This is a genomic window from Kitasatospora sp. NPDC058170 (assembly GCF_042883905.1).
Taxonomy (GTDB): Bacteria; Actinomycetota; Actinomycetes; order Streptomycetales; family Streptomycetaceae; genus Kitasatospora.
Genome location: NZ_JBHVUV010000007.1, coordinates 184990 through 202501, shown reverse-complemented (window position 1 = coordinate 202501; position 17512 = coordinate 184990). Strand labels below are relative to the sequence as shown.

Here is a 17512-nt window from a genome sequence, read left to right as displayed (position 1 = left end):
ACAAGGCACTGGGGCCCTGGGTGGCGCTAAAACCATTCGACCACGCTCAGTCAGCGCCACTACCGTCTGTGTGAGTTGGCGGCGGATCGAGAGTCCGCGCCGGAGAGGGATTTCCCGTGACTGAGGTACTTGCGGCGATGGGCCTTGCGGAGAACGCCGTGTCGGGGGCCATGGCCCGCGTCCTGCCGCGCGAGCTGTCCGAGCGAGACCCCCTCGTCCGACCCTCCGAGCACGCCGACTTCCAGTCGAACGTCGCCCTGTTCCTGGCGAAGTCGGCCGGGAGGCCGCCTCGGGAGCTGGCCGAGGACCTTCAGCGGGAGCTGGCGGGCGGCGTGGTGTCCTCGACGCTCTCGGGGCCGGGCTTCCTCAACCTGTCGGTGGACGACGCACAGCTGTGGCGGCAGGTGGAGGCCCGGCTGGCCGATCACCGGCTCGGGGTGGGCGAGCCGCTGGCAGGTACCCGTGCGGTGATCGACTACTCGGGCCCGAACATCGCCAAGGAGATGCACGTCGGGCATCTGCGCACCACGGTGATCGGGGACTCCCTGGTGCGGGTGCTGTCCTTCCTGGGCGGTGACGTCGTACGGCAGAACCATCTGGGCGACTGGGGCACGCAGTTCGGGATGCTGATCCAGTACATCGACGAGCACCCCGAGGTGCGGTGGCAGGGCGCCGACGCGGGCGAGCAGGTCTCCGTGTTGGACGGGCTGTACCGGGCGGCGCGGCAGGTGTTCGAGGCCGATCCCGCGTTCGTCGAGCGGGCCCGGCGCCGGGTGGTGGCCCTGCAGGCGGGCGACGAGGCGACACTGTCGGTGTGGCGTGAGCTGGTCGCGGTATCCACCCGGGCGTTCCAACAGCTGTACGACCGGCTGTGTGTGCTGCTCACGGAGGAGGACTCCGCGGGCGAGTCGATGTACAACCCGTACCTGGAGGAGGTCGTACAGGAGCTGGTCGACGCCGGCATCGCAGTGGACAGCGACGGGGCGCTGTGCGTGTTCTTCGACGACGTCACCGGCCCTGACGGAGGGCCTGCGCCGCTGATCGTCCGGAAGAAGGACGGCGGGTACGGGTACGCCGCCACCGACCTGGCCACCATCCGGCACCGGATCCGGACGCTGGAGGCGGACCGGGTCCTGTACGTGGTCGACGCCCGGCAGGCGCTGCACTTCCAGATGGTATTCGCCACCGCCCGCCGGGCCGGCTGGCTGACCGACGCGGTCGAGGCGGTCCACGTCCCCTTCGGCACCGTGATGGGCCCGGGCGGCACCCCGTTCAAGACCCGCTCCGGCGGCACGGTGAGGCTCTCGGAGCTGCTGGACGCGGCAGTTGAGGGGGCGCGCCACGCGATGGCCGACAAGCCGCACGACCTGGGCGGCGAGGCTCTGGAGCAGGTGATCCAGGCGGCCGGGATCGGCGCGGTGAAGTACGCCGACCTCTCCACCTCACGCGCGAAGAACTACGTCTTCGACATCGCCCAGATGGTCGCGCTCCAGGGCAACACCGGCGTCTACATGCAGTACGCGCACGCCCGGGTCCGGACGATCCTGAGCAAGGCCCCGAGGGAGGCACTGAAGGTGCCGCTGGACACCTCGCTGGCGCTGCACCCGGCCGAACGGGCCCTGGTCCTGGCACTCGACGGCTTCGACGCGACACTGCGCGAGGTGGCCCGGGAGCTGGAGCCGCACCGGCTGTGCGGCTTTCTCTTCTCGTTGGCGAAGGCGTTGACCGACTTCTACGGGGCGTGCCCGGTTCTGAAGGCCGAGACGCCTGGGATCCGGGCGAACCGGCTCGCGCTGTGCCGCCTGACGGCTCTGACACTGGCCCGGGGCCTGGACCTCCTGGGTCTGCAGGCCCCGGACCGGATGTAACCGCCGCTCTGACGGTGGATGCGGCTACCCGCCCACCGCGGGCGACACCAGTTCCCGCAGCAATGCCCGCCTGCGGTCGGCGTACTGGCGGATCAGCACGCCGTCGCAGGTGCTGATGACGCCTTCGCGCTCCAGCGCTCCCAGGGCGCGCTGGAGCGCAGAAAAGAGGGCCGGTGCCCGACCGGCTCGCTCGGTATGGCCGAGGAAGTCCTCGCCGTGCGGCCCGGCGGGGTCGCCCCGCAGGACGGCCACGGCGTCGCCGACGGTGGTCTCCTCCCGGTCGCCCAGCAGGGCGAGTGCGAGGAGGGCAGTGGCGCGTTCGGCCCGGGTGCGGTGGTGCTCGTAGAGGGCCACGTCGCCGCCGAGGAAGACGTGCGGGACAGTCAGGGCGTTGAGGATGAGCCGGAGCTTGAACGCCGGGGATTCGAGGAACCAGGGCTCGGCGACCACCGGCTCCACGGCGATGTCGCCGTCCGCGGTGAGGGTGAAGCCTCTGAGCCAGGTCGCCTGGTCAACCTGGCCGGTGGTGGCATGGAGCTTGCTGTCGTAGGACACCTCCCTGTCGAGGCCGAGACCGTGGCGGCGGTGGAGGCTGATCACGTCGTCGGCCAGGGTGCGCATCCGCTCCGGGAGCAGCGGTTCGGTGCCGACCAGGAGCAGGTCCAGGTCGGAGGTGGGTCCAGCGCTGCCGTCAGTGTGCGAGCCGTAGGCCACCCCGTACCCACCGGTGCCGAGGTGGGCGGCGCGCAGGGCGACGGCTTCGGCCAGAACCTCGCACGACGCGACACTTCGCGGGCGCGACACCCAGCCGTCGCCGCTCATAGGGCGTCCGCGGTTCGCAGAGGCGGGAGGTGGCGGTCGGTCGACCCGGCCCAGAAGTCGATCAGGTAGGCGCCGGTCGGGATGAACACCGTTCCGCCGGGCCGGGTGTGGCGATCGACGAAGGCGTCGACTTCGTCGTGCACCTTCGGGTCGTCCACGAGGGCGGGCAGGGACTTCATATGCACGGTGGCGAACCAGGCCCTGGCGGCGGCCTGGTCCGGCGCGACGGCGATGCCACCGTGCCGCGAGACGTTCAGGCGCCCCTGCCCCTGAGCCTCGGCGTACTGGAGTTCGGCGAGGAGAATCTCACGGCTGTAGCCGCGACCGGTGCCGGGGAACGGGGCGACCTTCCCCCAGGCTCGGGTCACCAACTGCTGCTCGGGGGTCTCGGAGTCGAAGAACAGGGCCAGGAAGTGGCCGCCTGGTGCCAGCAGGCGCAGGATGTCGCGCACCAGGCTGCCGGCTTCGGCCCGTGCGTGGGCGCGATCGGCCCGGGGAACGATGCCGGCGGCGCCCAGTTCCTCGAAGAAGTCCGTCAGCGGATAGCTGAGCGACCAGAACGCTCCGACGATGTCGAAGGATCCGGCCATGCCGTCGTCCAGCATCCGGCGGACCGACACTGTGGTCTCCTGCTGCAGCGCCTCGGCCTCCGGGTAGCGGGCCCGGAAGGTGTCGATCATGGTGCTGCTGTAGTCGGTGGCGCGCAGGTACCGGGCGTACGGAGCGAGGCAGGCGCTCACGCGGCCGGTGCCGCAGCCCAGCTCCGCAACCCGCAGCGCCGGATCGCCGTCGGGCAGTCCGTAGTGGCGTTCCATCACCCGGCGGACGAGGTCGGTGTCCCCGGCCCCGTCGAAGTAGTGCGGCAGGAGCAGCCGGTCGTAGAGGCCGGCAGCCTGGTAGATCTCTCGGAAGTCCTCGGGCGTCGCGGGCATGCTGCTTCCCTTCGTGGCGGTGGAGGGGGTGCGCGCCGCTGTGCGGCGCGCAGGTGGTGGCGACTCGGGCTATTCGAACTCGCGGCCCAGGGCGGTGACGTAGTCGAGTAGGCCGGTCAGGTGGTGGTCCTCGATCCGCAGGTTCTGGCCCATGAACCGGAGCGGGTGCAGGATGGCTCCGGCCCGGAAGGTCCCGTCGTCCGGGAGGGTGAACTGGTGCAGGTGCCAGGTGCCCTCGTCGAGCATCCGCCGGTGAATCGCCTTGTTGACGGCGTTGATCCGCTCGACGTCGGGTGCAGCCTGGTCCGTGCCGGTGGGGATGTACATGAACGCCACCGCGGTCAGGTCCGGCTCGTTCAGACGCACAAGCCGCGGCGAGGCGTCGACCAGCTCGGTGAAGCGCCGGGTGGTGGCCAGCCTCCGGTCGATCATGGCGGCCAGCCCGGCGCGGCCGTACGCCTTGATCATCATCCAGAGCTTCAGTGACATCCACGCCTTCGAACCGATGAAAGGAGTGGTCTGCCCGATCGCGAAGTCCTCCTGCATGATCAGATCGGAGTAGCTGGCGACCATCCGCATGTGCTGCGGATCACGGACCAGCAGAGCACTCATGGCGTAGGGGATGCCCATGACCTTGTGCGGGTCGACCGTGATGCTGTCGTAGCCGCCGATCCCGGCGATCTTGTGCGCAAGTGTGCCGGTCAGTGCGCAGGCCAGCCCCCAGCAGGCGTCGGCGTGCAGCCAGATGCTGTCGTCGACCGAGCGCACGAGGTCGTGGACCCCGCGCAGGTCCTCGACCGTGTGGGTGCGGCTGTCACCGGCGTAGGCGATGACAGCCATGACCGTGCCGGCCTTCTCCCGCAACGCTCGCTCCAGCGCGCGCAGGTCGTACCGGAAGCCGACGGTGTCGACCTCGACGAGGTACGAGCCGCAGCCGATCCACGCCATGGCGCTCTTGACGCTGTAGTGGCCGATGCCGCGCGGCACCACGATCGACAGACGGGAGGGGTCGGTGATGCCCCGATCCATCGTCCCGGGTGTGCGGTGCTCCCGGGCGAGCATCATTGCGACGGTGTTGCTCAGCGTGCCGCCATGGGTGACGCAACCACCGACGTCCCAGACCGACTCGGTCCGGTCGGTCGGCGGGATGCGGTAGCCGAGGAGTTCACGCAGCCAGCGAAGCACTGCTATCTCGACGAAGGTGGCGGTCGGGGAGTCGAAGCTCTGGTTGATCAGGTTCTGCTGGGTGAGGAGCGCGAGCAGGCCGCCACAGATGGCCGCCACGTCGTCTCCCGTGTCGCCGAAGCCCAGGAAGTACGGGCTGTTCTCGTTCTTGCACTCGGGCAGGACGTCACGAACGAACTCGTCGAGGACCGTCTTGATCGGGCTGCCGTCCTCGGGCAGCGCGGTGAGCAGCCGGTCCCGCAGCTGGGTCGGCGGGCGCCGGGCGCCGAATACCCGGTCCTGCAGCTTGAAGTCCAGTCCAACGTCGAGAACCTGGGTGAACAGGGCGAGCAGCTGCTCGCGGTGCTCGGCGGTCAGGTGGCGTGGAGCGTGGTCCAGGTCAGGCATTGCAGTCATCGGTGCCTCCGAAGTGGAGCCGGGGTCGGCAGCCGAGAGGCTGCGCGCTGTGCCGTGGCACGAGGGCGCTGGGGCCGGGACGAGCGGTCCTCAGCGGAAGTCGCCGCGTCGGGCGATCCGTCGTGTGGCGGGAGGACCAGGAAAGCGCTGAACGCTCACCGGGAGGAGGTTCACGAGGGGGGTTCATTGGACCCGAAGGAGGTTCACCAGCAGTGGAGTTGGGGTCTACGCTGGCGTCTCGCACCTCGCGGATCGTGATCCGGGGTGAACGCCAGGCAGGAGAGTGCCTTGGAAGCAACGCGGCAGCACGAAGAGAACGCCGATCTTGCCCGGCTCTTCGAGGCGTCCGGGTACAGCCGTAAGGCGTTGGCCCACCGGGTCAACCAGCTCGCGCACGGGGCGGGGCTGACACGGCGGTACACCCATACGAGTGTCCTTCGCTGGCTCCGGGGGCTTCCTCCGAAGCAGCCGATTCCCGCTCTCGTGGCCACTGCGCTGGCCGAACGTCTCGGTCGGCCGGTCAGCGAGGCCGACATCGGCATGGACGGGGTGCACGATCCGCTGGCGACGATGGGGTTGGATTTCCCGAGGGATCCGACCACCGCCGTGCGCGGCGCTGTCACCTACTGGAGAAACGTGCAACGTCGTCAGTTCCTCAGCGGTGCCGGCTTCGCCGCCTCCGCCTACACCACCCCGGTCACGCGGTGGCTGGCCGTTCCGGCCACCAGCCCGGCAGCACACCGCGGCGGCCGGCTCGTCGGGCAGCGCGACGTCGAGGAGCTGTGGGCTGCGGCCGACGACGCCCGACTCCACGACAGCAAGTTCGGTGGTGGCCACTGGAAGTCCTCCTCCGTCAGTCAGTGCCTCACCCATCAGGCCGCGCCGCTGTTGAACGGCACCTACTCGGAGGCGATCGGCAAGGAGCTGTTCTCCGCCACCGCCGAGCTGTCCAGGGTGGTCGGATGGAGCGCGTTCGACATCGGGCAGCACGATGCCGCCCAGCGCTACTTCCTCCAGGCTCTGGCCCTCGCCCGAGCCGGCGGCGACATCCAGGCCGGGTCGTACATCTTGGCGACCATGGCCCTCCAGACCTTTCTGGCAGGCAATCCCGACCAGGCCGTCGACATGGCCCAGGGGGCCTATGAACGCGGCAAGGGAGTGGCGGCTCCCCGGGTGCTGGCCTTCGCGAAACTTGCGGAGGCCCGCGCGTACGCCAGGCTCGGCGACGCCGCAGGGGCGTCCTCGGCTCTCCGGCAGTCGGAGGAGCTGGTGGAGAGCATCCACCCCGGAAGCAACGACCCGGACTGGCTCTCCTACTTCTCCCACGAACGGATCTCGGCCGACGCCACTGAGATCTTCCGCGACCTGCGCAACCCCCGGGCCGCCTTCTCCTGGAACCAGCTCGCCGACGCCATGCCGGCCGGCCGCTACACCCGTGCCGTCGGCATCAGGTTCGCCGTGCTCGGCACCACCCACCTCCAGCAGCGCGACCTCGATCAGGGCCTCGCCATGGGCCACGAGGCCGTCGCGGTACTCGGCCGAGTACGGTCCGCCCGCGCCCGTGGCTACGTCCTCGACCTGGTCAGCGCCCTGGACCAGTGGAAGCGAGAGCCCCGCGTGATCGACTTCATCCGTCACACCCGCACTGAGCTCGCCGCCTCCTGACACTGGCTCACCGGAGTCCGTCGGCGCGTCGAACACCCTGTCACCGGTACCCGGCCGCGTCACCGGTACCAGGCCGCCAGGACTGGCAGCAGCTGCCGTGCGGCAGTGGCCTGGTGCTACGCCGACCGGACGAGAGCCGGGCCTGCCTTGATCACGGCTGGTCCGCGGGCGGCGCGAGGCCTGCGGTGCGCGCGGCGAGGCGCGCCTGGACGGTGAAGAGGCGGTCGGCCGCCTCCTGGCCGAGGGCGGCGAAGTGGCCGTACGCCTCGAGGGCGACGAAGCCGTGCACGGTGGCCCAGGCCAGCATCATCGCCTCCTCGGCGTCGGGTACCAGCGGGCTGCCGAGCCGGCCGCGCTCGGCCGTGTCCGCGACGAGCTCGACCATGTGCTCCATCGCCCGCCGACCGGCCACCACGGTCGGGCCCTCCGGTGGGGCCGCGTACCCGGGCACCGGGGATCCGAAGATGAGGGCGAACCGCTCCGGATTCCGTTGCGCCCAGGTGCGGTAGCCCGTGCAGGTGGCCAGGAAGCGACCGTCCAGATCGTCCGGCGACACGGTGTCCCGGGTCGCCGTCAGCGCGTCCGACAGGCTGTCGTACGAGTCGGCGACCAGGGCGGTCAGCAGTTCGTCCCGGTCGGCGAAGTAGCGGTACATCGCGGGCGGGGTCATCCCCATGCTCCGGGCGATGTCGGTGAAGCGGAGGTTCGCGCTGCCGTGCTCGACGATCAGGCCCAGCGCCGCGTGCTTGATCTCCTCCACGGTGCCGGCCCGCACCCGCTCACGGCGGCTCCGCCCTCCGCTCACCTCGGTCGACCCACCCGTCATCGCATCTCCATCGGCTCCGTGCAGCAGTCACAGCGTTGGCAAACGTACCCATCGACGGAAACGTTACGCTCCATAAGAATCGTTATGAAGCGTAACGCTTCACCGGGGCGGAGGCCCCCCCACGACGTACGGAGGACCCCATGCCCCAGGGACCGCGCGGCGATCGGCGGACGGCCGCCGGTGACACCGGGTCGCACAGACCCGGCCCGCACAAACCCGGCCCGCACAAACCCGGCCCGCTCGGCCGAATAGCCGGCTGGAGCTTCCGGAACCGGGGCCGCACGGTGCTGCTGTGGCTGCTCGCCGCCGGGGTGGCCGTCGGACTCTCTGCCGGCCTCGGCGCGAAGTACAGCGCGGACTACTCCGCCCCCGGCTCGGACTCCAAGCAGGCCCAGCAACTGCTGGCGCGGGACTTCCCCGGGCTGGGCGGCGAGGCGATCAGCCTGGTGCTGTCCTCCGACGGCGGCGTGACCGACGCCGCGACCCGCGCCCGGGTCCAGGACCTGCTCGCCCGGATGGCCGGCGTGCCGCACGTCAGCGGCATCGACGACCCGTACGGTCCGCGCGGCAAGGTGTCGGCCGACGGCCGCACCGCCCTGGGGCAGATCCACCTCGACGTCGCCAATGCTCCCGACATGCCCAAGGCGGACACCCACCGGCTGCTCGACCTCGCCCGACCGGCCGACGGCGGACCGGCCGACGGCGGGCTGCACGTCCACCTCGGGGGCATGACGGTCCAGCAGGCCGAGCAGGGCGCGATCGGCTCGGAGGCCATCGGCGTGGCGGCCGCCACCCTGATCCTGGTCGCCACCTTCGGATCGGTCGTGGCCGCCGGCCTGCCGCTGCTCACCGCGCTCGGGGGGCTCGCGGTGAGCAGCACCCTGCTGCCGGTCCTCGCGGCGGTCATGCCGGTACCGGACTGGTCGACCTCGCTCGCCGCGATGCTCGGCATCGGCGTCGGCATCGACTACGCGCTGCTCCTGGTCACCCGGTTCCGCGAGTGGCGCGCCGAGGGGCTGGCACCCGAGGCCGCCACGGTCGCCGCGCTGGACACCGCCGGCCGCGCGGTCGTGGTCGCCGGGATGACCGTGGTGGTCAGCATGCTCGGACTGTTCGCGATGGGCCTGTCGTTCATGCGCGGCGCCGCGGTCGCGGCCATCCTCTCCGTGCTGGTCGTGATCGCCGCGTCCGCCACCCTCTTCCCCGCCCTGCTCGGTTACCTCGGGCGGCACATCGAGCGCCTGCGGCTGCCCCTGCCCCGGCGCCGCGCCACCCAGGGCGGGAGCTCGGTGAGCGCCGGCTGGCTGCGCTGGAGCAGGCTGGTCGAGCGTCACCGCGTCCTCGGCGCCGTCACCGGGGTCGTCGTGCTGCTGGCGCTCGCGGCGCCGTTCCTCGGCGTGCGATTCGGCTTCCCCGACGCGGGCAACGACCCCGCCGGGCGCTCCAACCGGCTGGCGTACGACACGGTGGCCGCCGGCTTCGGTCCGGGCAGCAACGGGCCGCTGGTCCTGGTCGCCGAGTTGGCGCCCGGTGCCCCCGCCGACGCGGCGGCCGCGCTGCCGACCGCACTGCGGGCGGCGCCCGGCGTCGCGGCCGTCACCCCTCCGGTGCCCGGCGCGGACGGCCGTTCGCTGCTGCTGACCGTCGTTCCGGACAGCGGTCCGCAGAGCACCGCGACCAAGGCCCTGGTCAGGGACCTTCGCGAGCACGTCATCCCCGCCGCCGCCGGGCCCGGGGTCCGGGTGCACGTCGGCGGGGCGACCGCCAGCGCGATCGACAGCACCGACAACATCGCCCGCCGCATCCCGCTGCTCGTCGGCGGCGTGGTCACGGTGTCGATGCTCCTGCTGCTCGTGGCCTTCCGCAGCGTGGCCGTCGCCCTCAAGGCCGCCGCGATGAACCTGCTCTCCGTCGGGGCCGCGTACGGCGTGGTCGCCCTCGTCCTGCGGGGCGGCACCGCCGGCCGACTGATCGGCATCGACAACCCCACCCCGCTGCCCGCCTTCGTCCCCGTGCTGACCTTCGCCGTCCTGTTCGGCCTCTCGATGGACTACGAGGTGTTCCTGGTCAGCCGGATGCGTGAGGCCTGGCTGCGCTCGGGCGACAACGCGGAGTCCATCGTCAGCGGGCTGGCGGGAACCGCGCGGGTGATCACCGCGGCGGCGGCCATCATGGTCGCCGTGTTCGCGGCCTTCGTCCCGTCCCCCGACCTGCCGATCAAGGTCATCGGCGTCGGCATGGGGTCGGCCATCCTGATCGACGCCACACTGGTCCGGCTGCTGCTGGTACCCGCCGTGATGCACCTGCTCGGGCAGGGTAACTGGTGGCTGCCGAGCTGGCTGGACCGCCGTCTGCCCCAACTCCACGTCGAGGGGCACAGCGAGGCCTACCAGCCGGCCGGCGCCAGCCCGGCGCCCCGCTCCCCGGCGGTGGTCGGCTAGGTCCTGTCCCTGGGCGTGGCAGTGCCCCGACCCTGCGGGACGCCGACGGTACGGTCTGCCAACGCGGTGACCCGGATCGGATGCGCGCGACTCGCGGCGGTCGGGGCAATCACGGGGCCGCACCGGCCACCACGCCGGTGCGGCCCCCTGTCAGACGGGGTAGGGGTAGGGGTAGGTGATCGAGCCCAGCGGCGGGCAGGGGACGAGCGCGGTACCGACACCGGGGCGTTCGACGAAGGCCCGGGCCTGGGCGGCCTGCCGGCGCCGCGTTTCCAGCTCGTCGGCGTGCCATGCGTCGAGCCTGGCGCGGGGGTGGTCCCACGAGCCGTCGATGAGATCGAGGCTGGTGTTGCCGGCGCTGCGCTGGAACTCCGCCTTTATGGCGGCCTGTTGGAGAGCGGTCTGGACCGCGGCGAGCTCGATGCGGGTGATCAGGACGCCGCGGGTGTTCGGTTCGCGAGTCGGCATGGGGGCCTGCGCGAGCAGCGACACCCCGGTGTCGAGGCGGCCGATGTTGTCGACGCTCGCGTCCTGGGACTCCCTCACCATGATGTACATCTCCCGGTGCAGCCAGAGGTACTCGTCGAGGTCGGCCTGGGTGATACGCATCCGCTCGTACAGGGCCCGGAAGCGGGGGTCGCGGTGCAGCGGGAGCGCGGAGGTCACGTGGAGCGCCACGCAGTCGTTGAAGCCCCCTGCCACCGCGGCCTCGAAGTGGAGCACGGCCAGTTCCGCCTCCCCCTGCTCGCACGCCAGCCCACCGAGGCTCGCACGACCCGCAGCGGCGAGCCACGCGCCGTCGGGGCCGAGCGCCGTGGCGCGCGCAACGACATCGTGGAGGCCCCTGGTCCCCGCCCTGGCGGGTCCCTTGGCCAGGAGCTCCACCAGCACTTCGTGAAGGCGGGTGGCCAGTGAGCTGACGGTGTCGACCATGGATCTCCTCGGGCCTCGGTGGTGCAGAGCTGTCGGGGTGTCAACTCTGTGGCAACACCCCCTGGAGATGACGGGCGGACAGCGGGACCGGTTCCTGCTCGTTCCCGGCCGTGCTCCACGGGCGGCATCGGCACCGGATACCGGGTCCGCCCGGGCGCCAAGTCCGCACCCCCACAGGGGGATGACAGCGGGCGGCGCCACCCCTATGGTCCAGACCTATGGCGACGAGACCACGACTGACCGGCCTGCTCAGAACTGTCGGCGCCGCGCTCGCGCTGGCCCTCGCCGGGGCGACCGCCGGCGCCGGCGCAGCCGAAGCGGCGCCGGAGCAGCGGCCCCGACGCCTGGTGTGGACGGACTGCCCGGCCGACCCGTCCGGGGCCCCGGTGGACCCGCGGCTGCGCTGCACCACGCTGAAGGTGCCGCTGGACTACCGGGCGCCGCACGGACGAACCATCGAGATCGCGGTGTCCAGGCTCCCCACCGCCAAGCCGGGCCTGCGACGCGGGATCCTGGTGCACAACGGCGGCGGCCCGGGGATCGCCAGCCTGCACCTGCCCAGCGCCCAGGAGGCCGGCTACCCGCAGGACGTGCTGGACCGGTACGACCTGGTGAGCTTCGACCCGCGCGGGGTCGGCCGCAGCACGCCGGTCACCTGCGGTCGGACGGCCGCCGAGGTGCCCTACGAGCTGGTCTTCCCGTTCCCGGCGCCGGACGGCTCGATCGCCCCCAACGTACGTTTCGCCCGCGACCTGGCGCGCGACTGCCTGGCCCTGGGCGGCGAGCAGATCCGGCACCTCACCACCGCCAACACCGCGCGCGACCTGGACCGCATCCGGGCCGCGCTAGGCGAGCCGAGGATCTCCTACCGCGCCGCGTCCTACGGCACCTACCTGGGCGTCGTCTACGCCGAGCTGTTCCCGGAGCGGACGGACCGCTTCGTGCTGGACGGCAACGTCAGCCCCAACGTCACCTGGCAGGACCGGCTCGCGACCTGGGACCACGCGAGCGAGCTGCGCTTCGAGGACTTCGCCCGCTGGGCGGCCGAGCGCGACGCCACCCTCCGGTTCGGCGCCACCCCGGCGGCCGTACGCGCCAACTACCTCGCCCTGGCCGCGAAGCTGGACCGGACACCGGTGAACCACCCGGTGGCCGGGCCGGTCAACGGCAACCTGTGGCGCACGCTCTACCGGCTGGACTCGTACCACACCGCGCTGTTCCAGGAGATCGCCGACTGGTGGCGCTTCCTCGCGGACGACGGCGCCGGTCCGGTCCCGTACTGGTGGCTGACGAAGGGCACCCCGGGCATCCCGGACGACAACGACGTGGCCGCGCTGACGGCGGTGCTCTGCGGCGACACCCCGGCGCCGCGCGACCTCGGCCGCTACCAGCGGAACGTCGCCGAGAGCCGGCAGCAGAACCCGATCGTGGCCGGCATGGGAGCCAACGTCTGGCCCTGCGCGTTCTGGCCGGCCCCGGTGGAACCCGCGGTCCGGATCACCGACCGGGGCCCCGCGAACATCCTGCTGCTGCAGACCGAACGGGACCCGGCCACGCCGCTGGTCGGCGCGCTGGACATGCGGGCGGCGCTCGGCAAGCGGGCCCGGATGGCCACGGTGGACGGCGGCAACCACGGCGCCTACGACCGGTCGGTACCGTCCTGCGCGGTGACCGCCGCCGACCGCTTCCTGAGCACCGGCACACTGCCGAGCCAGGACCTCTCCTGCAGCCCGGACCCGGCCACCCCACCGTCCGGCGCGTGAGCGTCAGTCACTGCGGCTGCAACTGCGACTGCGGTGTCGTGTAGCGAGGCCTCGGCCGCGAGGCCTCGCTACACCGTAAGCAGGATGCGCAGAAGGCGAGTCGGTGAGGTGGGCCGAGCGCGCCGGTCAGCCGAGGCCGCGGGCGTCCTGCTTCAGTGCGGTGTCCACGGTCAGCGCGGTCGCCACGACGAGGCTGAGCAGCGGGTCGGCGAGCGGGCGGTGAATCTGGAGCACGTAGTTGTCGGCCGTGGTGAACATCGTCTTCGCCAGGCCTTCCCAGGTCTTGGTGATCCGGGCGATCTCGGTGTCCGTCTCGTCGACGATGGAGAAGTTCCAGGCCCGCCAGTTCTCGGCCTTGACGGCGCCGACCTTCTGCCCGCCGACCTCCATCGCGAAGTTGATCTTCCCGATGGCGTTCTGCTGGACGATCTGGCCGACCTCCTGGCCGTCCGGACGCTGCACGATCACCCGCGACTTGATGAACTTCGCCGGTCGGGTCAGCAGCAGCACCGGGGTGCCCTGCGCGTCGCGGATCTCCAGCTTGTGGGTCAGGTACTGGTCGAGGGAGGTGAGCAGCCGTATCGCCTTGCGCAGGGCGCCCTGGCCGACCTGGACCACCGAGCCCAGCGCGGCGCCCTGCTGGTCGAAGACCGCGTACTCGTTGGTCAGCTCGATCAGCTTGGCCTTCTGGTTCACCACCAGGACCGGCTCGGAGAAGAGGGTGCCGCCGCCACCGGAGACCGGTCCGACGCCCGCCTGCTGCTGTACCTGGCGCTGCACCTTGGCGGAGTCGCCGACCGGAGCGGTCGACTGCCCGGGGAAGCCGGGGGTGTTCGTGTTCTGGGACATGGCGGGCAGGCTAAGGTCAATCCTCCACGGGTAGCCAGATCGTTTCGGACGGTCCCCGCGCGTCCGGCACTCCGACTGTGGCTCCGACCTGCGGATTCGGTTGCTCCGGGCGCCAGTTGGCCGACATCCGACGGCGGGGGATGTGACCGATGTCACGCAGGAAGCCCCGGGGCGTCACGACCACAGCTGGTCGCCCAGGGACGTACCCTCCGGGGCGCCGGGGAGGACGTAGGCGACGGCGGAGGCGGTGTGTTCGACGAAGGGGTTGAGGGCGTCGCGGGCGGCGAGGCGGTCCTGGACGCGGGTGAACTGGCCCTGGTCGCGCATGAACGCGCAGAAGAGCAGGCCGCGGTCGCCGGGGGCGTCGTCGTAGCTGTAGCCCCGGCGGAGCATGCGGGCACCGCCGTCCAGGCGGGGGCCGGTGAGGCGGACGTGGGCGGCGACCGGGATGACGTAGGAGCCGTCAGGGTGCTTGGCGTAGAGGTCGGGTTCGTCGTGTTCGGCGGTGCCGGTCAGCGGGGCGCCGTCGCCGGCCCGGCGACCCATCGCGAGGTTCTGCTTCTCCTCGGGGAGCGCGGCGAAGGCGGCGGTGTCCATCCGGATCCGCCGGTAGACCAGGACGGTGGCGTTCTCGTGGGGCCCCGGCGGGCCCCAGACCCACTGCCGGGCGGCCTCCTCGTCCGGGTTGGCGGTGCCGTCCTTGAAGCCGAACAGGTTGCGGGGAGTGGCGCCCGGCTCCGTCCCGGGCAGGAAGCCGGACTGCGACCAGCGGGGTGTGGCGCCGGTCGCTTGGGCGGCCGTGGTGGCGAGTTCGGTGACGACGGCGAGCGTCCAGTGGTCGGCGGCGCAGAGCTGGAGCAGCAGGTCGCCGCCGCTGCGCGCCGGGTCGAGGCGGTCACCGGGGAACGGCGGCAGCTCGGCCAGTGCGGCGGGGACGGCGAGGCCCAACCGGGCGGCGAGGGCGGGGCCGAGGCCGACCAGCGAGGTGATCCGGGTGGCACCGCCGGCTCGCAGGCGCGGGTCGGACGAGGGGCCGGACCCGGCCGTCGCCGTGGCGAGGGTGCGGGTCCAGGCGGCGAGGAGGGTGCGCAGGGCCTCCCGGTCCGCGGCGGCGGAGGTCGGCGGGAGGTCGAAGGCGACGATTTTCGTCGCCGGTAACTGAGGGACCGTCAGACCGGACTGCCGGGCACCGTGGAAGGGGGTCGGCGCCTCGGGCGGCGGGCCGCCCGTCGCGGCGGCGCGACCCGGTGAGCGGTCGCCGTCCGCCAGTTCGCCGTCCGCCAGTTCGCCGACCGCCGCGCCGACACCGGCGGCGAGCACCGCACCGGCCGCCAGCAGCGCCCGTCGCCTCCCGAGACCGGGCGCGGCGGGCGGGCTCGACGGCGGCTCGTTTTCCGGTTCGGTGGGCATGCGCCCTATTGGAGACGATAGAACACATGCCATGCAAATCATCCGGCCTGATCGTCCGTCAGCCTCCAGGGTCCGTCGCCGCCGAGCAGGCGGGAGTTCGAAGACGGACCCCAGGTCAGTAGCGGCCGCGACTGCTCTGGCCGTCGTCGCCGCCCTGGCCGCGGGGTGCTCCTCCGCGGGGCCGGCCTCCGACGACGCCAGGCACCCGGCCGGGAGCGTGGTCCGCGTGCCGGAGGACTTCCCCACCGTCCAGCGGGCCGTGGACGTCGCACGCGAGGGCGACACGGTGCTGATCGGCCCCGGCACCTACCGCGAGAGCGTGCACGTCACCGGGCGCAACATCGTGGTGCGCGGGACGGACCGCTCCACCGTGGTGTTCGACGGCGGGCTGAAACTGGCCAACGGCATCACCGTCACCGGCCCCGGCTCGGTGGTGGAGAACCTCACCGTCCACGGCTACCTGGCCAACGGCGTCCTGTTCACCGGCGTCACCGACGCGAAACTCCAGCAGCGCGGCGCGGGCGGTTCCGCGTACGACCCGCTGGACACCGCCCGCTTCCCGCCCGTGGAGGGCTTCCGCGCGACGCGGGTGACGGCGTACAACAACGGCTTGTACGGCATCTACGCCTTCGACGCGCGCGCCGGCGTGATCGAGGACTCCTACGCCTCCGGACACGCCGACTCCGGCATCTACGTCGGCCAGTGCAAGCCCTGCGACACGTTGGTGCGCGGCAACACCGTGGAGCGCAACGCGGTCGGCGTCGAACTGACCAACGCCTCGGACGGCCTGTCGATCCTGGGCAACCGCGTGGCGGGCAACCGGGTCGGCGTCACGGTCAACTCCAACGACCTGGAGGCGCTGGCGCCGCAGCACGGCGCGGTGATCGCGGGCAACGTGGTCGTCGACAACAACGCCGCCGACACTCCCGAGCAGGCGGACGGGGGCTTCGGTATCGGCATCGGGATCGGCGGCGGCACCGCGAACCGGGTGGAGCGCAACCTCGTCCGGGGCAACCGCGCGGCCGGAGTGATCGTCACCGACCCGCCGGGGCACCCGGCGAGCGGCAACCGGGTCGAGGGCAACACGGTGGACGGCAACGGCGCCGACCTGGTGCTCGCCTCTACCGACCCCGGCAACTGCTTCGGCGGCAACCGGCCCACCACGCAGAGCCCGGACGGCCTGGAGGCCGCGGCGGGGTGCGGCGGCCAGGGGCGCGGGCCGCTGCCCGCGGGCCGCACGGCTCCGGTGCAGGCCCCGCCCGGTGTCCCGTTCAGCCGGGTGCCGGCGCCGCCCGCGCAGCCGTCACTGCCCGACCCGGCGGTACCCGGCCGCCCGGCGACCGGCCTGCCGGGGGCGGTGGACCCGGGGGCGTACCCGCTCCCGACGGACGCCGACGTGCTCCCGGCGCGGCCGGCGGGGTGAGCGGTGGCGGTACGCGGCAGCCGGCGGGGTGAGCGGCGCCGGGGTGCGGCAGCCGACGGGGTGCGGGGCGGCGGTGAGCGGCGCCCGACGGGGCGAAGGCCGCCGGCCCGGGGTCAGCCGGTGAGCCAGGGCGCCTCGGGCAGCCTGGCGCCCGCGTCCTGCCCGGCGAACTCCACCGTGGTCGGGGTGCCCAGGCCCGGCATCCGCATCGTCATCCGCCGTAGCGTGCCGTCGCCGTCGACCCAGTAGGTCAGCGGCGACCGCCCCCCGTCGGGCGCCGCGCCCTGGGCGCGCGGGCCGGCGAACCGGTCGTAGGTCCGGCCGTCCAGGCGGTCGCTGCCGAGCCAACGGGCCCCGGACTGGGCGAGCAGCAGCGGGTTGTCCGGACGGTCGGCGCCGAGCTCGACCAGCAGCTGGAGTCCGGCGTCCAGTGGGTCCGCCGTGTAGGTGCGCGGGGACCAGCCCTGCCGGGGGATGCGCTCGGCCTGCTGCCAGGCCGGGCCGTCGGCACCGGCCGGTTCGGGGGCGAGCCCGAGGCCGCCGGCGTCCCAGACGACCAGGCCGTGGTCGAGCGGGCCGCTGGCCCCGGTGACCCGGTAGCGGCCCACGCCCCGGTGGTTTCGGTAGTCCACGACGCCCTCGACCCGGACCTCGACGCCCGCGCCCTCGGCGGCGGTGAGTGCCACCGTGACCGGGCTGGCCTGGAACAGGTTCAGCCGCGACAGGGCCAGCCGGGAGGCCTCGTCGACGGTCACCGCCCGCTCCCCGGTGCCGTCGGCGACGGTCCGGTAGGCGACGACGCCACCCGCGGCGACGACGCACGCCACGAGCGCGACCAGGGCCCTGAGCCGGACGGCCCGGCGACGCGGCCCTCGGGTGCCGGCCACCACCCCGCTCCGGGGCTCCGGCTTACGGGGCTCCGGCTTGCGGGGCTCCGGCTTGCGGGGCTCCGGCTTGCGGGCTCCCGGCTTACGGGGCTCTGGCTTACGGGCTCCCGCC

The 17512-nt window shown here is 72.5% G+C and carries 13 protein-coding genes; 5 read left to right on the top strand and 8 right to left on the bottom strand.

Annotated elements, in window-relative coordinates; genetic code table 11:
• Window positions 1-116: 116 nt before the first annotated feature.
• Window positions 117-1868 (top strand): arginine--tRNA ligase, encoded by a 1752-nt coding sequence (argS, locus tag ACFVVX_RS10695; protein ID WP_387943705.1) that lies wholly within the window; start codon window positions 117-119, stop codon window positions 1866-1868.
• Window positions 1869-1892: 24 nt separating this feature from the next.
• Here the strand turns inward: argS and ACFVVX_RS10690 are convergent, their stop codons facing one another.
• The 3 genes from ACFVVX_RS10690 to ACFVVX_RS10680 form a co-directional block, all read right to left on the bottom strand.
• Window positions 1893-2690, bottom strand: a complete 798-nt coding sequence (locus ACFVVX_RS10690) for a hypothetical protein (protein ID WP_387943703.1) — start codon at window positions 2688-2690, stop codon at window positions 1893-1895.
• A complete protein-coding gene (locus tag ACFVVX_RS10685) occupies window positions 2687-3622 on the bottom strand; it encodes a methyltransferase domain-containing protein (protein ID WP_387943701.1) in 936 nt (311 codons plus the stop codon). The genes ACFVVX_RS10690 and ACFVVX_RS10685 overlap by 4 nt, the downstream gene beginning before the upstream one ends.
• A gap of 69 nt (window positions 3623-3691) precedes the next feature.
• Window positions 3692-5203: a pyridoxal phosphate-dependent decarboxylase family protein gene (locus tag ACFVVX_RS10680; protein ID WP_387943699.1), complete on the bottom strand. Its 1512-nt coding sequence runs from the start codon at window positions 5201-5203 to the stop codon at window positions 3692-3694.
• Window positions 5204-5839: 636 nt separating this feature from the next.
• Between ACFVVX_RS10680 and ACFVVX_RS10675 the strand changes: the two genes are divergently transcribed.
• A complete protein-coding gene (locus tag ACFVVX_RS10675; RefSeq protein ID WP_387943697.1) occupies window positions 5840-6868 on the top strand; it encodes a sporulation protein in 1029 nt (342 codons plus the stop codon).
• Between the two features lie 151 nt (window positions 6869-7019).
• On the opposite strand, the gene ACFVVX_RS10670 is transcribed toward ACFVVX_RS10675, so the two are convergent.
• The gene (locus ACFVVX_RS10670) at window positions 7020-7694 is read right to left on the bottom strand and encodes a TetR/AcrR family transcriptional regulator (RefSeq protein ID WP_387943695.1); all 675 of its coding nucleotides are present in this window, start codon (window positions 7692-7694) and stop codon (window positions 7020-7022) included.
• A gap of 140 nt (window positions 7695-7834) precedes the next feature.
• On the opposite strand from ACFVVX_RS10670, the gene ACFVVX_RS10665 reads away from it, so the two are divergent.
• On the top strand, window positions 7835-10135 hold the full coding sequence (locus ACFVVX_RS10665; RefSeq protein WP_387943693.1) for an MMPL family transporter: 2301 nt from the start codon (window positions 7835-7837) through the stop codon (window positions 10133-10135).
• Window positions 10136-10285: 150 nt separating this feature from the next.
• Here the strand turns inward: ACFVVX_RS10665 and ACFVVX_RS10660 are convergent, their stop codons facing one another.
• Window positions 10286-11068 carry a hypothetical protein gene (locus ACFVVX_RS10660; RefSeq protein ID WP_387943691.1) on the bottom strand — a complete coding sequence of 261 codons (783 nt, stop codon included), beginning with the start codon at window positions 11066-11068 and terminating at the stop codon, window positions 10286-10288.
• A 218-nt stretch (window positions 11069-11286) separates the two neighbouring features.
• Here ACFVVX_RS10660 and ACFVVX_RS10655 point away from each other — a divergent pair, with 218 nt between their 5' ends.
• Entirely contained in the window at window positions 11287-12831 is a 1545-nt protein-coding gene (locus tag ACFVVX_RS10655; protein WP_387943689.1) for an alpha/beta hydrolase, read from the top strand.
• Between the two features lie 126 nt (window positions 12832-12957).
• Here ACFVVX_RS10655 and ACFVVX_RS10650 read toward each other — a convergent pair whose 3' ends face one another.
• Window positions 12958-13680, bottom strand: a complete 723-nt coding sequence (locus ACFVVX_RS10650; protein ID WP_387943687.1) for a phospholipid scramblase-related protein — start codon at window positions 13678-13680, stop codon at window positions 12958-12960.
• Window positions 13681-13854: 174 nt separating this feature from the next.
• Window positions 13855-15090 carry a Dyp-type peroxidase gene (locus ACFVVX_RS10645; RefSeq protein ID WP_387943686.1) on the bottom strand — a complete coding sequence of 412 codons (1236 nt, stop codon included), beginning with the start codon at window positions 15088-15090 and terminating at the stop codon, window positions 13855-13857.
• A 226-nt stretch (window positions 15091-15316) separates the two neighbouring features.
• On the opposite strand from ACFVVX_RS10645, the gene ACFVVX_RS10640 reads away from it, so the two are divergent.
• Window positions 15317-16513 carry a right-handed parallel beta-helix repeat-containing protein gene (locus tag ACFVVX_RS10640; RefSeq protein ID WP_387943684.1) on the top strand — a complete coding sequence of 399 codons (1197 nt, stop codon included), beginning with the start codon at window positions 15317-15319 and terminating at the stop codon, window positions 16511-16513.
• A 113-nt stretch (window positions 16514-16626) separates the two neighbouring features.
• Here the strand turns inward: ACFVVX_RS10640 and ACFVVX_RS10635 are convergent, their stop codons facing one another.
• Window positions 16627-17400: a hypothetical protein gene (locus ACFVVX_RS10635; RefSeq protein ID WP_387943682.1), complete on the bottom strand. Its 774-nt coding sequence runs from the start codon at window positions 17398-17400 to the stop codon at window positions 16627-16629.
• Between the last annotated feature and the right edge of the window lie 112 nt (window positions 17401-17512).

Excerpts from the sequence above, each read along its gene's own strand:
- ACFVVX_RS10650 (WP_387943687.1), bottom strand. The coding sequence starts at position 13,680 with ATGTCCCAGAACACGAACACCCCCGGCTTCCCCGGGCAGTCGACCGCT.
- ACFVVX_RS10645 (WP_387943686.1), bottom strand. The coding sequence starts at position 15,090 with ATGCCCACCGAACCGGAAAACGAGCCGCCGTCGAGCCCGCCCGCCGCG.
- ACFVVX_RS10670 (WP_387943695.1), bottom strand. The coding sequence starts at position 7,694 with ATGACGGGTGGGTCGACCGAGGTGAGCGGAGGGCGGAGCCGCCGTGAG.
- ACFVVX_RS10690 (WP_387943703.1), bottom strand. The coding sequence starts at position 2,690 with ATGAGCGGCGACGGCTGGGTGTCGCGCCCGCGAAGTGTCGCGTCGTGC.
- ACFVVX_RS10665 (WP_387943693.1), top strand. The coding sequence starts at position 7,835 with ATGCCCCAGGGACCGCGCGGCGATCGGCGGACGGCCGCCGGTGACACC.
- ACFVVX_RS10680 (WP_387943699.1), bottom strand. The coding sequence starts at position 5,203 with ATGACTGCAATGCCTGACCTGGACCACGCTCCACGCCACCTGACCGCC.
- ACFVVX_RS10655 (WP_387943689.1), top strand. The coding sequence starts at position 11,287 with ATGGCGACGAGACCACGACTGACCGGCCTGCTCAGAACTGTCGGCGCC.
- ACFVVX_RS10685 (WP_387943701.1), bottom strand. The coding sequence starts at position 3,622 with ATGCCCGCGACGCCCGAGGACTTCCGAGAGATCTACCAGGCTGCCGGC.
- ACFVVX_RS10660 (WP_387943691.1), bottom strand. The coding sequence starts at position 11,068 with ATGGTCGACACCGTCAGCTCACTGGCCACCCGCCTTCACGAAGTGCTG.